Source organism: Flavobacterium supellecticarium (assembly GCF_004801375.1).
Classification (GTDB): Bacteria; Bacteroidota; Bacteroidia; order Flavobacteriales; family Flavobacteriaceae; genus Flavobacterium; species Flavobacterium supellecticarium.
In genome coordinates this window covers 45,113-64,311 of record NZ_SSNZ01000002.1, presented here as the reverse complement: position 1 = coordinate 64,311, position 19,199 = coordinate 45,113, and the positions used below count along the sequence as shown (strand labels likewise).

The 19,199-nt window shown below is 39.1% G+C and carries 15 protein-coding genes and 2 tRNA genes; 9 read left to right on the top strand and 8 right to left on the bottom strand.

What is annotated here, in order from left to right:
* Positions 1 to 4 precede the first annotated feature (4 nt).
* Together E6C50_RS05025 and E6C50_RS05020 are read right to left on the bottom strand one after the other, a co-directional pair.
* Positions 5 to 1,681, bottom strand: coding sequence for a peptide MFS transporter (locus tag E6C50_RS05025; protein WP_136402129.1), 1,677 nt, complete (start codon positions 1,679 to 1,681; stop codon positions 5 to 7).
* A gap of 32 nt (positions 1,682 to 1,713) precedes the next feature.
* Positions 1,714 to 3,885, bottom strand: coding sequence for a S9 family peptidase (locus tag E6C50_RS05020; protein ID WP_136402128.1), 2,172 nt, complete (start codon positions 3,883 to 3,885; stop codon positions 1,714 to 1,716).
* Between the two features lie 211 nt (positions 3,886 to 4,096).
* Between E6C50_RS05020 and E6C50_RS05015 the strand changes: the two genes are divergently transcribed.
* Positions 4,097 to 5,413: a hydroxymethylglutaryl-CoA reductase, degradative gene (locus E6C50_RS05015; protein ID WP_136402127.1), complete on the top strand. Its 1,317-nt coding sequence runs from the start codon at positions 4,097 to 4,099 to the stop codon at positions 5,411 to 5,413.
* Between the two features lie 6 nt (positions 5,414 to 5,419).
* The gene (locus E6C50_RS05010) at positions 5,420 to 6,337 is read left to right on the top strand and encodes a GYDIA family GHMP kinase (RefSeq protein ID WP_136402126.1); all 918 of its coding nucleotides are present in this window, start codon (positions 5,420 to 5,422) and stop codon (positions 6,335 to 6,337) included.
* Between the two features lie 69 nt (positions 6,338 to 6,406).
* Here the strand turns inward: E6C50_RS05010 and E6C50_RS05005 are convergent, their stop codons facing one another.
* The 6 genes from E6C50_RS05005 to E6C50_RS04985 form a co-directional block, all read right to left on the bottom strand.
* On the bottom strand, positions 6,407 to 8,506 hold the full coding sequence (locus tag E6C50_RS05005) for a peptidylprolyl isomerase (RefSeq protein WP_136402125.1): 2,100 nt from the start codon (positions 8,504 to 8,506) through the stop codon (positions 6,407 to 6,409).
* Between the two features lie 114 nt (positions 8,507 to 8,620).
* Entirely contained in the window at positions 8,621 to 9,877 is a 1,257-nt protein-coding gene (locus tag E6C50_RS05000; RefSeq protein ID WP_136402124.1) for a hemolysin family protein, read from the bottom strand.
* A 12-nt stretch (positions 9,878 to 9,889) separates the two neighbouring features.
* A complete protein-coding gene (locus tag E6C50_RS17600; protein WP_168732751.1) occupies positions 9,890 to 10,066 on the bottom strand; it encodes a hypothetical protein in 177 nt (58 codons plus the stop codon).
* 2 nt (positions 10,067 to 10,068) lie between these two features.
* Positions 10,069 to 10,623: an LPS export ABC transporter periplasmic protein LptC gene (gene lptC / locus E6C50_RS04995; protein ID WP_136402123.1), complete on the bottom strand. Its 555-nt coding sequence runs from the start codon at positions 10,621 to 10,623 to the stop codon at positions 10,069 to 10,071.
* 7 nt (positions 10,624 to 10,630) lie between these two features.
* Entirely contained in the window at positions 10,631 to 11,902 is a 1,272-nt protein-coding gene (locus tag E6C50_RS04990) for a hypothetical protein (RefSeq protein ID WP_136402122.1), read from the bottom strand.
* Complete coding sequence (locus E6C50_RS04985) at positions 11,899 to 12,630, bottom strand: type III pantothenate kinase (protein ID WP_136402121.1); 732 nt, start codon at positions 12,628 to 12,630, stop codon at positions 11,899 to 11,901. The genes E6C50_RS04990 and E6C50_RS04985 overlap by 4 nt, the downstream gene beginning before the upstream one ends.
* A gap of 100 nt (positions 12,631 to 12,730) precedes the next feature.
* Here E6C50_RS04985 and E6C50_RS04980 point away from each other — a divergent pair.
* From E6C50_RS04980 to E6C50_RS04950, 7 genes are all read left to right on the top strand, one after another.
* A tRNA-Phe gene (locus E6C50_RS04980) sits at positions 12,731 to 12,803 on the top strand.
* A gap of 71 nt (positions 12,804 to 12,874) precedes the next feature.
* Positions 12,875 to 13,291: a hypothetical protein gene (locus E6C50_RS04975; protein ID WP_136402120.1), complete on the top strand. Its 417-nt coding sequence runs from the start codon at positions 12,875 to 12,877 to the stop codon at positions 13,289 to 13,291.
* A gap of 116 nt (positions 13,292 to 13,407) precedes the next feature.
* Positions 13,408 to 15,699: a GH92 family glycosyl hydrolase gene (locus E6C50_RS04970; RefSeq protein WP_136402119.1), complete on the top strand. Its 2,292-nt coding sequence runs from the start codon at positions 13,408 to 13,410 to the stop codon at positions 15,697 to 15,699.
* A 112-nt stretch (positions 15,700 to 15,811) separates the two neighbouring features.
* Positions 15,812 to 15,884: transfer RNA gene (locus tag E6C50_RS04965), tRNA-Phe, on the top strand.
* A gap of 209 nt (positions 15,885 to 16,093) precedes the next feature.
* Positions 16,094 to 17,095, top strand: coding sequence for a hypothetical protein (locus E6C50_RS04960; RefSeq protein WP_136402118.1), 1,002 nt, complete (start codon positions 16,094 to 16,096; stop codon positions 17,093 to 17,095).
* Positions 17,096 to 17,098: 3 nt separating this feature from the next.
* Complete coding sequence (locus E6C50_RS04955; protein WP_136402117.1) at positions 17,099 to 18,199, top strand: RNA polymerase sigma factor; 1,101 nt, start codon at positions 17,099 to 17,101, stop codon at positions 18,197 to 18,199.
* On the top strand, positions 18,186 to 19,091 hold the full coding sequence (locus tag E6C50_RS04950) for a hypothetical protein (protein ID WP_136402116.1): 906 nt from the start codon (positions 18,186 to 18,188) through the stop codon (positions 19,089 to 19,091). The genes E6C50_RS04955 and E6C50_RS04950 overlap by 14 nt, the downstream gene beginning before the upstream one ends.
* The last annotated feature ends 108 nt before the right edge of the window (positions 19,092 to 19,199 follow it).

Below are 19,199 nucleotides of genomic sequence, written 5' to 3'. Positions count from 1 at the left end.
AAAATTATTTTACACCGTGCATCATTTTCTTAAGAACCGGAGTTAATAAGAATAATACTACTGATGCTACGCCACACAATACTACGAATACCATAAAAAATTCGAATAGGTTGTGAATTTCAAATCCTGCGAATACGCGGTATTCAGCACTGATTTGATTGTCGGCCAATAATTTTAATTGTTCAGCTGTTGGTGTTACGGTTTTATCTAAAACTGCCTGAAGATCAATTCCTAATTCCTGTGCTTTTTTGAATTTATCTCCCGTTGCCGGTAAGATCGATCCTAATGTTCCTGCTAATGCATATCCGGAAGCATTGGATAAGAAGAATACACCGTATAATAAGGATGCAAAACGTTTTGGTGATAATTTACCAACCAATGATAAACCGATTGGCGATAAACACAATTCACCACATGTTTGAATTAAATATAATAAGATTAACCATTTGATTGCTAATAAACCACTGTTTCCAAGGTCTTTTACATTGTAAGCTATAATAAAATAACTCACTGCTATTAATAATAATCCGAAAGCCTGTTTCATTGGTGAAATCGGCTCGTTTCCTTTAGCTCTTAATTTATCCCATAAGATACTGAACGGAACGGCTAACATTACAACGAATAATCCGTTAAAGATCTGTACCATTGATGGAGGCATTTGCCATCCGAAGAAGTTACGATCGGTCTGGTTATCGGCTATAAACGTTAACGATGATCCCGCCTGTTCGAAAGCTGCCCAGAAAAAGATTACGAAAAACGAAACGATATAAATTACTAAGATTCTGTCTCTTTCAATTTTTGTTAATGATTTATCTGATAAGATCAATCCGGCTAACGTAAGACCACTCGCATAAATCATCGAGTAAATTACGTTTTGTCCTACCGCATAATGGAATAAAAACCCTAATCCTACAAAAGCGATAACCGCTACGATTAATGAGGTCGTTGAGAAGTTTGCTTTTTGTGCTTCACCTTCTTCGAAATCGGATGCATCATGTCCTGACGGTAATCCACCAAGTGGCTTTCCTTCCGGCGTTACCACATATTTATTTTTCAGGAAGAAGAATACCGCTGTACCAATGGTCATCGCCAAAGCTGCTGCTAAGAATCCCCATTTGAACGCATGGATGTCACGCATTCCACCGGCATCTTTTACGTCACCTACAATCGGACAGATAAATTGTCCTAAGAAAGCTCCGATATTGATCCCCATATAGAAAATGGTAAAAGCCGTATCCAATTTGCTTTTTTCCTGTTTCGGATACAAACTTCCCACCATACTGGAAATATTCGGTTTGAAAAATCCGTTACCAAAAATGATAACTCCCAAAGCCGCATACATTAATGTTTTGGCTAATTCTAAATTGTTTGGAAATACCGTAGCACTTGCAAAAAGCAATAATTGTCCGATGGCCATTAACGAACCACCCAACATAATACAGTTACGGTTTCCTAAAAAACGGTCGGAAATAAATCCACCCAACATAGGTGTCAGATAACATAAACCAAGAAATCCACCATAAATTAAGGAAGCTTCTTCCTCTTTCATCATTAAGGAGTTAACCAGGAATAAGGTTAACAATGCCCGCATTCCATAGAAGTTGAACCGCTCCCACATTTCGGTTCCGAATAATACCCAAAGTCCCTTTGGATGTCCTTGTTTTACTGTCTGTTCGCTCATTTGCTTCGTTTTTGGTTTTTGGTTTGGTTTGATTATAGTTTTTCTTTGATAAAGTTGGTCATTTTAGTATACAACTGCAAACGGGTTTTACCACCGTAGATACCGTGGTTTTTGTCCGGATAAATCGCCCAGTCAAACTGTTTGTTTGCCTGTACCAATGCTTCTACCATTTTCATGGTGTTCTGTACGTGTACATTGTCATCGGCTGTTCCGTGGATCAAAAGGAAGTTTCCTTTTAATTTCGCCACATGAGTGATTGGTGAATTGTTATCGTATCCGGATGCATTCTCCTGAGGTGTCTGCATATATCGTTCTGTATAAACGCTGTCATAATATCTCCAGCTGGTCACCGGAGCCACAGCAATGGCCATTTTAAAGGTGTCGTTCCCCTGGAAAATACAGTTTGACGACATAAAACCTCCATAACTCCAACCAAAAATTCCAATTCTGGCCTTGTCAACATAAGGGTAGTTTCCGATTACTTTTGCAGCATCGACCTGATCTTCTACCTCAAATTTTCCTAATTCTTTATAGGTGCATTTTTTAAATTCCGCACCTTTAAAACCGGTTCCGCGTCCGTCAACACAAGCTACGATATAGCCTTGTTGCGTTAACATCGCAAACCAATAATCGTCTGTATTGTTCCAGTCGTTGTTTACCTGTTGTGATCCCGGTCCGGAATACTGGTACATAAATACCGGGTATTTTTTGTTCGGATCAAAATCTTTAGGTTTCAGAATCCACGCGTTCAAACGGTTTCCTTTTTCGGTAGTCAATTCAAAAAACTCTTTTGTTGGTAAATCGTATTTCGCCAGTTTGCTTTCCAAAGCTTCGTTCGAAACGATGGTTTTTACAAGCTTACCGGTTTTACTTTCGTTAAGGGTATAGCGTGGTGTGTTTTTAGCACTTGAAAACGAATTGATAAAATACTCAAAATTCGGACTAAACGTTGCCGCATTGGTACCGGTTTCCGTAGTTAGTCTCTTTTTGTCCTTTCCGTTTAATTTAATACTGTACACATCACGGTTAATCGAACCGTTTTCTACCGATTGATAGAAGATAGTTCCGGTCTTCGTATCAAATCCATAGTAGTTGGTCACTTCCCATTTCCCTTTGGTAATCTGATTGATCAACTTTCCGTTTTTGTCGTAATGGTAAATATGGTTAAAACCGTCTTTTTCGCTGGTCCAGATAAAACTGTTGTCTTTTAAAAACGTTAGGTTATCCGTCACATCAACATAGGCTTTGTCTTTTTCGTTTACAACGATTTTTGTCGCTCCGGAATTTCCGTCAACAAATAAAAGATCCAGATTGTTCTGATGACGGTTTAATACCTGCGCACTTAACGTATTCGCTTCATTGGTCCATTTGATACGGGCAATGTAGAAATCGTTGTATTTATCCAGATTGATTTTTTTAGTCGCTCCGGTTTTTACATCATACACATGTAACGATACAACAGCATTCTTCTCTCCTGCTTTTGGATATTTGAATACGTATTGTGTCGGATATAATCCCTGGTTATACATGTCCATAGAAAATTCCGGTACTTCGGTTTCGTCAAAACGGATAAATCCGATTTTATCGCTTCCCGCATTCCAGTCGAAAGCACGTACAAACGAAAATTCTTCCTCATACACCCAGTCGGTAATACCGTTGATGATGTGGTTTTTCTTTCCGTCTTTAGTGATTTGAGTGTGTTTTTGAGTAGTCAGGTCGTACACGTATAAGTTGTTGTCGTGTGCATATCCTATTTTTGTCCCGTCTGGTGAGAAGGTTGGTTCCTGAACTTTATAGTCGGCCAGTTTGGTCAGGGTCTTTTTGGCAATATCGTAGATAAAATAATCGGCTACAAAAGAATGGCGGAAAATCTGATCGGAGTTATTCGCAATTAGAATTTTCTTTTCGTCCGGGCTAAAGGTGTAGCTGTCTATTCCGTCCAGTTGTTTATGATCTTTAGAGTCGATCAGCGCGGTGACTTTGTTTAGTGTAGCAAAATCGTACAGATCGATTTGCGACGACCGCGAATTCCGGTCATAATTCAAAACAGTGTACTGATTCGTGTTCTTCATCGCTTCTAAAGCAGTCATTCCCTGCGTTCTAAAAGCACCGCTCCAAATCTCTTCGAGCGTAATTTTTTGTTGTGCTACCGCTGACAATGAAGTCAGTAACAGTAGAAATAACGATTTTTTAAAGTAATTCATTTTGTCAAATGGTAAAAAAACTTCCAATTTTAGTGAAAATTTATCAATTAGCCATAACTTTATGTGTTAAATGCAAATTCAATTTTCGCATTTAAAGCCAATTTTATAAGTTTTTACTGTAATTTTTTCCTTAAAAAAACGTATTTAAAAAATTATCCCGGATTGCATTTTCGAAATCTTATCTTTGCAGTAGAATTCAAGATGCCAAAAAATGACGAAAGCTATTGCTGGATTTTCGAAGTTGTCGAAAGAAGAAAAAATCAACTGGATTGTGAATACCCATTTTACCAATCCGGAAACTGCCAAACAAGTTATCACCCAATATTGGAATTCCGACGAAGCCCTTCAAAAGCTTCACGATGAGTTTATTGAAAATACGATTTCCAATTTCTATATGCCTTTGGGTGTGGCTCCCAATTTTTTGATCAACGGAAAAAATGTCACCATTCCAATGGCTATCGAGGAAAGTTCCGTTGTAGCAGCAGCGTCAAAAGCAGCCAAATTCTGGTCCAATCGTGGTGGCTTTAAAACCACGGTGATCAGTACCGAAAAAATCGGCCAGGTACACTTTATTTATAAAGGTGCTGCCGATAAACTGGAAGCCTTTTTTCAAACCATTAAACCGAAATTCTTTTCCGAGACCGAAAGCATTACGAAAAATATGCAAAAAAGAGGTGGCGGAATTATCAATATCAGCCTGCGCGATAAAACCGGCGAACTGGAAAATTACTACCAGCTTCATGCTACTTTTAATACCAAAGACAGTATGGGAGCCAATTTTATCAATTCCTGTCTGGAGCAATTTGCCAAGACCTTAAAAGAACAAGCGCTTCAGTACGAGGCTTTTTCGGAAATGGAAAAACAAATCCAGGTGGTGATGAGTATTTTGTCTAATTATGTTCCGAATTGTCTTGTTAGAGCGGAAGTTTCCTGTCCGGTAGCCGATTTAAAAGAAGACAAACACATTTCGCAGGAAGAGTTCGCTGAAAAATTCGTTCGTGCCGTTCAGATAGCCGAAATCGAGCCGTATCGCGCCGTAACACACAATAAAGGAATCATGAACGGTATCGATGCCGTGGTGATCGCAACCGGAAATGATTTCCGCGCGGTAGAAGCCGGAGTGCATGCTTTTGCTTCCCGAAACGGAAAATATTCGAGCCTTTCGCATGCCAAAGTCGAAAACGGTATTTTTACGTTTTGGATGGAAATCCCTCTGGCATTGGGAACGGTAGGTGGTTTAACCGGCTTACATCCTTTAGTAAAAACAGCACTTGAAATGTTGGAACATCCATCTGCCGAAGAGTTAATGCAAATCGTAGCCGTAGCCGGACTGGCGCAAAATTTTGCCGCTTTACGTTCCTTAACGACGACCGGAATTCAACAGGGGCATATGAAAATGCATTTGATGAATATCCTGAATCAGTTTCAGGCTACCGAAACCGAACGTCTACAGGTAACGGCTCATTTCGAGCATAACACTGTAAGTCATTCGGCTGTAGTTGACTATTTAGCATCTTTACGTAAATAATTCATTTTGAAAAAGACTTTTTACAGCAACGGAAAACTCCTGCTTACCGGCGAATATGTCGTTCTGGACGGTGCGAAAGCGATTGCGCTTCCTACAAAATACGGTCAGTTTCTCGATATCGAAAAAGTCCCGGAGCAAATAATACGTTGGCAGAGTTATGATGCCGATTCCACTATCTGGTTTGAGGATCAAATTTCGTTTGACAGTATTCGCAATAAGGAAAATTTCGGATCGCAAGCCGGAATCAAAAATACATTAATCGAAATTTTGTATGAAGCCGCACAGCTTAATCCTGATTTTCTTAATTCCGATACCGGATATAGTGTAACGACGCGCTTAACATTTCCCCGATTATGGGGACTTGGCACATCTTCTACTTTGATCAACAATATCGCACAATGGCTCCAGGTTGATGCGTATCGTTTACTGGAATCCAGTTTTGGCGGTAGCGGTTACGACATTGCCTGTGCTCAGAATAATACTCCTATCATTTACCAGTTGACGCGTTTTAAACGACCTACGGTAACGCCTTTACAGTTGGATTTATCGTTTCACCAAAACCTGTATTTTGTGTATCTCAATCAGAAGCAAAGCAGCAAATCGGCGATTATGAGTTATTACGACAAGCAACAGCGTATTGATAAAATGATTTCTAAAATCGATGCGCTAACGGAAGCGATTCTTGTTGCCAATGATTTGTATCAGTTTGGTTCGTTGATCAATCAACATGAAAGCATTCTGAGTGATATATTGGAAATGGAAACCGTTAAGGAACGCTTTTTCAACGATTTTAAAGGCGCCTTAAAGAGTCTTGGTGCCTGGGGCGGCGATTTTATACTTGCCATAGCGCCAGATGATCCTACGGCTTATTTTAAAGAGAAAGGCTTTCCGATTGTTATTCCCTATTCTGAAATGATTTTATAAAAAAAACATCATAAAAAAAGGCATCCGATTTTCATCGGATGCCTTTTTTTATTGACTACAGTCGGTATACTATTGTAACGCAGCTCTGTTATCTTCGATCTTAGCAGCTGCTTTCAGGGCAGCAATTACGCGGTATGAAGAAGCGCCTTGTGTTTGCGTTTTGATTTTTGCCGTATAAGTCGCATAGTTTGGTAAAGCCGGAGCTTTTACTACGTCTTTCGTTCTGATCATGAAAACAGCCATTTGACCTTCGATTAATTTTGAAGTTTTTCCGTTTCCTAATCCGAAAGCCGTTCCTACAACTTTAGGCTCTTGCCCGATGTTCGGGATACTTGGGTTATCGATTGTCACATTTGAAGCTACGTTAACAGCAGCACCTGATTTTTGTGAAACCGCTTCCAAAGTAGCGCCTTGCATTTTAGCTTTGATTTTCTCCGCTTTTTTCTGGTTTCTAAGGATTGGCAATACTGTTTGTTTAGCCTCTTCCAAAGAAATCAAACCGGTTTCGTTTTTCCCTTTTAATTTTGCGATGATATGTCCTTCAAGGTTGTCAAATTTCTTAACAGCTCCTTCTTTTGTATCTTTTCCAAATGCCCAAAGTACAATTTGTCTCTGGTTTTGAAGTCCCGGAAGACTTTCATCTGTAGCTTTAACGTTCATTGCCGGAACTACCGTTAATCCCATTTCTTTTGCTACTTTGTCGAAATCTTTATCTGCAGCTTCCGCTTCTAATTTTGTAGCTTTTACATAAATCGCATCAGCAGTTGCCTCAGATGGTTCAATTTTTTGTGCAATCGTAGCCAAACGAACAGCATCGTATTTATCGTCTACTTTAATTACGTGGAAACCATATTCTGTTTCTACCATTCCAATTTTACCTACCGGGTTGTTGAATACGAAATCGTTGAACGTTTTCACCATTTGACCAGGTTGGATGTTATCGTACATACCTCCGGTTTGTTTTGATCCCGGATCGTCTGTATTTGTCATCGCCAACATGGCAAAGCTTGATGGATTTGCCTGTGCTTGTTTTAACAATTCTTCTGCTTTTGCTTTAGCCTCTTCTTTTGTTCTGGTAATACCTGGCATTTTTCCGGCATAGCTCAATAGAATGTGACTTGCTTTTGCAGTAGCACCACCTTTTCTTCCCATCATTTTAGACAAACAGTAGTACCCGTTGTGGATGTATGGTCCGAATACTTCTCCTGTTGAAAGGTTAAATAACTGCTCCTGATTTTCCAATGGCAGGTCTTTTTTCGCTACATACGACGAATCGTATTTGATATCGGAATTTGCATTCACAAACTCTTCTACGTTTTTAGCACCTTTAAAACCAGGTAACGTATCGTTAGTTCCCGTTTTGTCGTTATAAACTACACGTCCGGATAATAATCCTTCGATTGTTTTCTTCATTTCATCCTCGTCTTCTTTAGACGGTTTGTTTTCGAAGAATACGTATTCTATTTCACGTGAGTTTTCTGATTTATATTTTTTAGGATTTTTCTTAACGTAATCCAAAATTTCGCTATCGGAAACTTTTACTTCATCATCGTTGATTGTAGTATACGGAACCGCTACATAGTCGAAATTAACTTTGTCGTTTTCTCTTTCGTAAGCAAATTTACCATCGCTTTTAGTCGTTACAAGACCTGCTTTGATCATGGTATAATACATTTGCTCGGTAGCCATTTGCTGCAATTGTTTTTCATACGCCAACCAGTTATTCCACTGATCCGGCTGTGATGATTTGATACTGGCTACAAATTCGTTGAATTTATTTACGTCAAACTGACCGGCAGCATTTAAAAATCTTGGATCCTGAGCAAAGTTAGGATTCTGTTTGATTACATTAATCATTTGCTCTTTTCCGATTTTTAAACCGATTTTTTCAAATTCAGCGTCTAATAGGATTTGTTTTACTTCCTGCTCCCAAACTCCGTTTGAAGCTTGTGTATTGCTCATACCCTGGCTGTTTTTTTCTGCCATAGATACTTTTTGCAAAAAGTCCTGAGCTGAGATATCTACTCCATTTACACTACCTACGTTACGTGTACTTTGTCTAAATCCTCCGCTTTGGATAACATCCCCAATTACGAATGCTAGCAAACAAAATCCGATAACTCCAATTAAAAGGATCGAACGCTGTCTAATTTTTGATAAAACTGCCATCTTTTATGATATTATTTTTTTTATTCAGTGGGCGAAAATACAATTATCTATTTAATAATAAAAGATGTCCCACTATATTTTCAAATATTTTTACTTTTTTATTTGGATATTTCTTTATTCTTTGATACGAACTTCGATTAATTCAATTCGTTTACCGGAAGCCTCGCGTATTATAATCCGGTAACCGGACAACTCCAATTGCTGTCCCTGTTGCGGGATTTCCTTGGTCGCATGTACAATGAAGCCCCCTAATGTAACATAGGAATCACTTACCGGAATTTTAAGATTATATTTCTGGTTAACATATTCCACATTTAAACGAGCCGAAAACAAAAATGAATGATCATTCCGCTTTTCCTCGATCAGTTCTTCCAGATCGTGTTCGTCTTCAATTTCACCGAATAATTCTTCGATAATATCTTCTACCGTAACAATACCGGCAGTTCCTCCATATTCGTCGATAACTACCGCCATACTTTTCCGCTTTTTTGTAAGCAAATCCAACACCTCTTTAATCAGCACGGTTTCCGGCACATATTCCACCGGTATCATTACCGACTGAATATCGGTTGGCTTCTTAAACAATTCGAACGAATGCACATATCCGATGCTATTATCAAGCGTCCCTTCGTATATCACTATTTTGGAGTAACCGGTTTCTACAAACAATTCCCGCAGTTCTGTAACGCTATCGCACAATTCCACCGCAGCAATTTCCGTTCGTGGAGTCATAATATCGCGCACTTTAACATCGGAAAATTCCAATGCATTCTGAAAAATCTGTATCTCGGCATCTATTTCCTGTTGGTTTTCGGCCGCATTGACCTGTTCGGTAATATAGGTTCCCAACTCACCCCTATTAAAATACAGCACTTCTTTATTTCGTTCGAGTTTAAAAACATGAACCAGGACTTTATCAGCAATCGCTACGACAATTTTGGAAATCCCTGAAAATAGCAGGTAAAAGCAATAGGCCGGCAAGGCCAGTACTTTAATCAGCGTATTCGGATAAATCTGAAAAATAACTTTCGGAAGAAAACTGGACGTAAGCAATAGCAACGCGGTTGCGATAAGCACCTGCATCACGATCATCTGAAAAGAGTTTAATAAAACGCCGTGTTCCCGAAGCAACTGCACCACCAAAGCACTGGAAAAATAACCGTAAATCGTAAAAACGATACTTTTTCCCAATAACATAGATGCTATAAAATGAGCCGGTTTTTCTGTGAGTCGGGTTAGTATTTTTGAAAAAAAAGTGTTTTGTTTTTTTTCGATACTCAGGTAAACTTTATTGGAAGCGATATAGGCTATTTCCATCCCGGAAAAGAACGCGGACAAAATCAGACACGTTATGATTATCGCTATTTCCATATATTGCTTATCCTATCGTTTCATCTTGTTTGAAAAATGTCTTCTGAAGAAAAACATAAAAATGGCTACAGCCGCAAAAAGAAAATTAATCAGGTAGCTTTCTCCGGCCTGTTGTCGCCGTACGCCTTCATAAATAAACAATACTGCTAAAACCAAATACAAATAGTGGACGTACTTTAATAATCCCATAATTACTCTATCTTTGAAATCTCGCCCCTGTTTTGCTGGGCATTCATAACTGAAAAATCTTTGCTAAAATCGATACCTTTTCCTTCCAGGTAACTGTTCGCATCTGTAAATTTAAAATATTTCTCGGTAAAAAACCATTCATTTTTCTGATCGTAGTACAATTGTTCCGTTTGCAGTACTTTACCATCACTGGATGTTATCTTTACATGACCCTGTAAATCGATAATGTCGGTTTTGGCATAGGTAATTGCATAATCGGACTCTACATAGCTTTTATTACCACGTTCATCAAAAAGGGTCACAAATACGCCTTTCGGAAATTCAGTATACGGATATTTTAAATTGGAAAAATCCAACAATAACGGGCTCACTAATATCGCTTTGATCCTACCCGAATCGGTATATTTTAAATTTACATGCTCGGCTTCTCCAATGGGAGAAAACGGTACCGCATTGATACGCTGTACGTCTTTAAAATTGCTTTCGCATGAAAAAAACACAGTCACAGCGAGAACTGTGACTAATGTTAGAAAATATTTTCCAAAGTGTACCTTCATCAGAATACTATTCGTATTTAGTTCGCTTAAACCATAGGTCATTTACCGACAGTCCGATATAAATTCCAAAGTAGTTTTCCTGAACCAGGTTACTACTTGTCGTTCCTTTTGTTCCGTATTCAAATCCAACGTTCAGATTCGAAAGACTTCGACCGATTGGCAATCCAAAACCGGCATTTACACTATAATCTTTAACGGATTGATTGTTGATCACAAGCCCGGTGTTTTCATATCGGAAACCAGCTCTATAGGTTACACGCTCCAGATAGCTGGTAAACGAGTTGAATTTTGGTGTAATATACCCTCCAATTACATAACGCTGTGCTTTTTCGAAACCAACATTTGTAATCTGATCAAAACGATTTACAAAACTGCTTTTATCCTGAAAAGTTACTTCAGCACCAACAAACCATTGTTTTGCAATTCCAAAACCAGTTCCTAATGCATATTTAGCCGGTAATTTAAACGTAGATTGCGTGGCTTCGTAGTTTACCACATCCGACTCCAACTCTGCTCCGGTACCCGAATAGGTAATGGCCGCTACCGAACCACTATTATCCGCTTTTAAGTTACTTTGTGGCGAATAGGTAAAACTGCTATACCAGTCGTATTTTTTATTGATTTTGGTCTGGTACATTAAACCCGTATTAAAGGCCACTCCACTATAACGAGCTGTATTGATCTCGCGTTTTCCAAGATATACATCGTCCATAAAAACAACGGATTTGGTTTCCACTCGTCCGAAATTATATTGAAAATCCGCTCCGATGCTTAATTTCGACGTGATTTTATATCCCAATCCTAAGAATACATTATTTACACCACCTTCACCAGTAAAACGTTTGTTCGTATTTAGAATATCTCCGGTTGACAATTGCGTAGTTGTTGTTTGATCCACCTTATAACCAACAGAAGAATATGGCATGATTCCAAACGAAACACCCGCTTTTTTAGTAATCGGGAATCCCAGTGCCAGATAATCGAATGTCGTTCTGCTTGCTGTTTCTTTTTGCGAATCCGTTTTAAAAGTCGTACTACGGTTTGTCGCTCCCACCGAAAATGTCGTTAGGCGTAAGGACGCTAACGATGCGGGATTTTGAAGATTCAGGTGAATACTGTCCGGAATGATCCCCAACCCTCCCATGGCTTTATTTTCATGGGTTCCGCGGTACTTTACATCTCCGATTCCATAAAAGGAATACGGCGAAGCGGTACCTTCCTGTGCAAAAATTACGGAAGAAAAAAGCAAACTAGTGCCTAGAATTATCTTTTTAATCATTTGTTGATTGTATATTGATATAAGTGGTTCAAACTTTCCAATAGAAAATTTGGATTGGCAAATATGGTGTTTTTTACGCTTTTAGCCAAAAAATCCGTATCACCTCCTGTTAAAATTACTGTTAAAACTTGATATTGTTGACGATAGCGTTCGATAAGCCCGTCAACTTCACACAAAAATCCGTTCACCACACCGGAATGAATCGACTGTTTTGTAGATCCTCCGATCAGGCCCGACGGGTTTTCAAGGGTTAATAACGGTAATTTTGCCGTATAATTATGTAAGGATTCATACCGCAACCGAAGTCCCGGCGAAATGGCTCCACCAAGGTAATTGTCGTCGGCATCAATAAAGTCGTAGGTAATGCAGGTTCCGGAGTCGATTACCAATCGGTTTTGTTTCGGAAACTGAAATACCGCACCCGAAGCTAGCACCATTCGGTCGATTCCCAATGTTTTTGGCGTTTCATAACGATTATAAAACGGCATCGGACTATCCGGGGTAATAACATGCAATGTTAGCCGACTTTCCAGACATTTCAGAACCGTTTCGTCCAAAAATCCTACTCTGGAAAGTATCGCATTTTCTATTTGCGTATATTTTTCCAGGATTTTCGAAAACCGATTTACGGCTTCTGTTTTATCAAACGCATCCTGATCCAGCAGGCTATCTTTTTCAAATACAGCCACTTTGATCCGGGTATTCCCTACATCTATTGCTAAAAGCATTATTTTTCCGATTAAAATCCAAAGATACAAATAGATTTTTTTTACCGAATTGTTTTGGATAAATAAAAAATGCCCCTATATTTGCACCCGCAATAAGGACGGTGCCTTAGCTCAGTTGGTAGAGCAATGGACTGAAAATCCATGTGTCCCTGGTTCGATTCCTGGAGGCACCACTTACAAAACCCTTGATCTCTTACGATTTCAAGGGTTTTTTGTTTAGTTTTGGTATTCACATCATAACTGTATGACACCCCATAACGAATCCGACGATCCAAAATTAACCGCTTCTTTATTTTCAAAAGAAATGCAGGCATTAGGCTATACGCTTGACTTTAGCCTTCAAAGTTTGGAATTAGAAATCGATCGTATTTTAGAAACTTCTCCTATTAATTCCGAAGACACGAAATTTGATCTTGAAGCAAAATTAACCGCATATATCGGTGAAACCCTATGTCAAAACCGAAATGGTTTTTGGAGCGGAGCATTTTACAGTCATAAAAGTCGGATCGGAAACAACTACTATTTTTGCAAAATAACTATTGGCAAGCATGATTTTTACCCAAGCCATTTTATAGGGTATTATCTTTCCAATGAAAAAAAAAGCACCGGAACGTTTAAAAACTTTTTCACCAAGACGCTTACTGAATGGGATCTAACGTAAAGCACGTTAAAACCACTCCAAACGACTATTTTTTTCATCCCACACCTAGCCTTTTCAACTTTCCGAAATCGAAAATAAAGTATCTTTGAGCTATCATTTTTGTTATCACAGCGCTCATGTCTACAAAACTTTCCCTTTTCTTTTCACTGGTTACCGTAGTCTGCTTTAGTCAGAAACGCGTTGCCGGGCCGGCCGATATTGTCAATCCGATGATCGGAACCCATAAAATGGGCCATACGTTTCCCGGTGCCACAACCCCGTTCGGAATGGTACAATTAAGCCCGGAAACCAATTATACCAATATGTTTGTCGACGGCAAATACAATCCGGATGCCTATAAATACTGTGCCGGTTATCAATATGACGACAAAACGATTTTCGGATTTAGCCATACGCACTTTAGCGGAACCGGTCATGCCGATTTAGGCGATTTCCTGATTATGCCCACGACTGGAAAACTGGAACTAAATCCCGGAAAAGCGAACGAACCCGGAAGCGGTTATTTTTCGAATTTCTCCCATGAAAACGAATTTGCCAAACCGGGCTATTATATGGTCAAACTCGATCGTTATAACATCAAAGCCGAACTAACCGCCAGTGATCGCGTCGGATTCCATCAATATACCTTTCCAAAATCGGAATCGGCACATATTCTATTGGATCTGGTGTACAACATCTATAATTACGACGGCAAAAATGTCTGGACGTTTATCCGCGTAGAAAACGATTCGACCATAACCGGCTACCGTCAAACCCATGGTTGGGGACGAACCCGAACCGTATACTTCGCGATGCAGTTTTCCAAACCGTTCCTTTCCTATGGTCATAAAAAATACGACAACAGTCCGTATAATGGATTTTACCGTCGTTTTAATGAAGAAGAAAACTTCCCGGAAATGGCCGGCAAAAACATCCGTGCGTATTTCAACTTTAAAACCGAGGAAAACGAAAAAATACAGGTTAAATTCGCCTTATCCCCGGTGAGTAGCGAAGGGGCGTTGTTAAATTTGAAAACCGAAATTCCACATTGGGATTTCCAGAAAACCCGACACGAAACCCGCGATAAATGGAATAAAGAACTATCCAAAATCACCATCGAAACCCAAAAACCGGAAGACGAAGAGACATTCTATACCGCTTTATACCATACCATGCTTGGGCCAATTGTATACGAAGATGTGGACGGTAAATACAAAGGACTCGATCAAAACATCCACGAATCGGACGGATTTACCAATTATACCGTTTTTTCGCTTTGGGATACCTACCGCGCACTACATCCGCTATTTAACCTGATCCAACCCAAACGCAATAACGACATGATCAAATCCATGTTGGCGCACCACGACCAAAGTGTCCATAAAATGTTACCGGTTTGGAGTCATTATGCCAATGAAAACTGGTGTATGATTGGCTATCATTCGATCTCCGTAATTGCGGATGCCATTGCCAAAAACACCACCGATGTCGATCTTAACCGCGCACTTACCGCCGGAAAAAACACGTCGACCGTTCCGTATTTCGACGGACTGGATAGCTATATGCGCCTGGGCTACGTTCCGGAAGACAAAAGCGGTAATTCCGTTTCGAAAACACTGGAATTTGCCTATGATGACTGGTGTATTGCGCAGATCGCCAAAAAAACCAACAATACAGCCGTTTATCAGGAATATCTGAAGCGCTCTGAAAACTACCAAAATGTTTACGATCCGACGACCCGTTATATGCGTCCGAAATTAAACAACGGTAAATGGAAAGAACCTTTCGATCCGCTGGACACCCACGGACAAGGTTTTATTGAAGGAAATGCATTGAATTACGGTTTTTATGTTCCGCACAATATTGATCTTATGATTGAAATGATGGGTGGTAAAAACAAATTTGCCGCACAGCTTGATCAGGTGTTTTCGATCAAACTGGATGATAAATACATCGCGAAAAACGAAGATATTACCCGCGACGGCATCATTGGAGCCTATGTACACGGTAACGAACCGGGACACCATATTCCTTATTTATACAACTGGACCGGCAAATCCTGGAAAACGCAGGAGCGCGTTCGTATGATCATGGATACGATGTATTCCAATTCCATTGATGGTTTGTGCGGAAACGACGATGCCGGTCAGATGAGCGCCTGGTATGTCTTTAGTGCGCTTGGTTTTTATCCGGTACTTCCGGGATCGGATCAGTACGCCATCGGAAGTCCGTTGGTTAAAGCCGCTACGCTACATTTTGAAAACGGCAAATCACTAAAAATAAAAACGGTTAACCAGGGACCAAAAAATGTATATGTCCAGAAAATCACCCTTAACGGAAAAGAAATCGATCGCGATTACCTATTACACGGCGAACTTTACGATAATGCCGCGTTAACTTTTTATTTAAGTAACAAGCCAAAACGATAATTTTAAAAATAATTCCTTAACATTGAGTCAGTTACAAAAACAGTCTCTTTTTTCCATAAAAAAGTGTTGGAAAACCGAAAAATGATTCTATATTTGCAACCGCAATAAGGACGGTGCCTTAGCTCAGTTGGTAGAGCAATGGACTGAAAATCCATGTGTCCCTGGTTCGATTCCTGGAGGCACCACTTACAAAAACCACTCATCTCGAGTGGTTTTTTTTTATTTATACACTTTCTCAAAAATCACTGCTTTACATTTACAAAGCAACAGCAATCATTCCGACCGGATATACTCAAAAATATTTTTAAAATATTTTTACTTTTTTACTGCAACCCTTATTGATTTTTCACTCTTATAATAAAATTAAACTATATTAACCTAATTTATTTTTATTATGAAAAAAATACTACTTGTTCTAACTCTGGCCACCGCGTTATTACAAATTTCCTGTAGTGAAGACCTGATTTCGAATACCACAGCAACGAACTCGGCCGATGTTTATGTTGCCGGTCAAAAGGATAGTCAGGCATGTTATTGGAAAAACAACCAGCCTGTTATTTTGGATTCCAACGGTTTTACGGGACCTACAGCAAACAAAGTAATCGTATCCAATAACGATGTTTATGTTTTAGGAATTGGAATCGGAGCGACAACAACAGCACTGGAAAATGTTCCGATGTTTTGGAAAAACGGAGTGCTTACCAATCTAAAAGCCGCTTTAAGTACCGATGAGGAACAAGTAATGACCATCACCGATATGGAAGTAATCGGAGACGATGTCTACTTTGTGGGTTATACCAAAAAACCGATTATCACTTTCGATGACTATACCCTTGCCTATTGGAAAAATGGTGTCAAAACAACGGTACGCAATTATGGTAGCTACGTTCAGAATCTTCCAAAAATTAAAATACAAAACAATACCGTTTATATTACCGCTTCAAGCGATGGCAGTGAAACACTTAACGGCTATTATGCAAACAGTATTTTTAACGAAATTCCAAATTCGATTCTAAACGGTCTGGCTTCCAATGGCAATGAAATGTTTGTATACGGAACCTTGAATAATGCCGGTTATTATAAAAATACCAACACGAATTCGGAAACGACACTTCCGGCACCAATCAACGGAATTACAAAAATGCAATTTGCAACAGATCTATATGTTACAAACGGGTCGAATACCATTTATAAAAACGGAGTTGCTTTCGATAACAGTCAGCCGGAATTGGGCGGTATTATCGATTTTAAAATTCAAAACAGTGGTGCTTACAAAATAACACAGGTAGCCGTTGGAGATGGTTATACCAGTCATTTGGTTGTTAACGGTGTTGAAGCCATGCATATCAATGATTCCGAGGGTACCTTTATGTCGGTTTTTGTAGTACAAAATTAAACGATGGCGACCTTTAACTGGAACGAAATATACAGCACGACATCCCCAAAATTACTGGGGATTTGTCGCAGGTATATAAAAGATCAGGCCACAGCAGAAGACATTATTCAGGATTCTTTTATCGTGGCCATCCAAAAGGAAAATACACTAAAAGACGCCAACGCTATAAATGGCTGGTTAAGCCGAATTGTGATCAATATGGCCATCCATCATTTAAAAGAAACCAAAAAAATAAACTTCTCAACCGATCAAGACTGTGAAATTGTTGACACCACTACCCTTATGAACACCGCAGAAATAGATTCTAAAAGCATACTTCTGGCTTCCGATTTGGAAAAGAACGATATATTGGAAGCAATCGACCAATTGCCGGAACATCACAAATCGGTCTTTAACCTCTATGTAATCGACCAGTTTTCGCATGTTGAAATCGGTAAAATACTCAACATCTCAACCGGAACTTCCAAATCGCATTTGTTCCGCGCCCGGAAAGCCATTCAGGCCTTTTTACTCGAAAAAATACAGGAAAAACCGGTTGATGAAAAGAAAAAACGTCGCGTTGCTTTTTTACTTTTCTTAGGTTTCGGAAATCAGATGTTTGCCAACTATTATAGAAAGCAATTCCGGGATTTTGAAATACAACCGCAAAAAAAATTAGAATTAAATTCCGGTAAATTGCCATTACCAAAGGATTTTATCGGTTTAACCCAAACTACTTTTGCTGTAAAAACGATCGCAGCAAGCTTAGTTTTGATCAGCATACTCAGCGTTTTGATGTATGCCTACGTATTTCATTATAACGTTATTCCGGAGCAAAAAACACCGGAATTACATCCAAAACCGATAACAAATATAATCATCAGTCAGCCACTTGTAAACACCGCCGATTCGGTACAAAACAAGACGATTACTGTTCCAAATCCGAATAAAAAAGCAACAGTTACCACACCGGAAAAAGCTACGGTTTTACAAAACAACACCTCAAAAACAACTGCAAATTCAATTGTTACCACACTAAAAGATTCGATACAGGAAGAACCTCAGAAAGTAGTTGTCATTAAAAAGCAAATTGTAAAAAAAGACACTATTTATGTTACGCGATAAACTCCTATTCTTTTTTTTAGCTTTTACCGGTTTTGCTTTTTCACAGGAAAAAAAGACCGACACCGTATTTGTTTATGAAGAAGTCATCGTATACGACACGGTTTTTATCGAAAAACCTTTTACCAAAATTGACAAGGCGGTTTTTACTTCCGAAACCGATAAAAAAGACAAACTGGAGTTAATTCAAAACGGAAAAAAATTCGAGGTCGCAATTGACACACTTGTTTTGGTGACCGATAAAAAAAGGATCGAAAAACAGAAAATACAAAGTTGGTTTTTTGGCGGAAAACTACATATAGGCATCGCCCGAAATAGTCTTTTTAAAGAAATGAATGCGCCAAACACCGTCGGCCTTGGGCTTGGAATCTGGACCCGGAAAGCACTTTTAAATTCCGATTTTGCTGTCGGAATAGGATTTAACGCCTTTTACTGGATGGGTTCGTTTTCGTTTGATGCCGCACAAAATGAAAGTGTTCTTAATGGCTATTATTTTACAAACAACAAGCAGCCAAAGCTTTTTAAAACGATTGATAGTAAAAATTTCCAATTACAACTACCCATCCAATTGTACTACAATATCAACAAATTCACACCTTCCGTAGGAGCTTTTGCCAGTACTTCGACCTATAAATCACAATTTATCGGTTCGTCCGGAAACCTACCGCTAACCTTTGATGAAATACAGGATTTTAAAGCCGAAGCACTCCAAATCGGTTACCTTATCGAACTGCATTATTCGCTATCAAAACATATTTCGGTGGCGCTGCATTTTAGCTCCGGGAAAGCAAACAATTTGTTTTTTAGTAAGCGTGACGACAAAAATCAATTCTTTAAAACTAAAAATGCGTTTACCGAAAATAATTTCTTGATACAACTCCTGTACACTTTATAAAACACATTGCCGGATCGCAAAAAACGCCTTTATTTCCGCTTCGGCAAAAAGTAACTAAAACAGGTGTTTCTACTGTAAAATCCTACCTTCATAGCACCTAATTTTAAC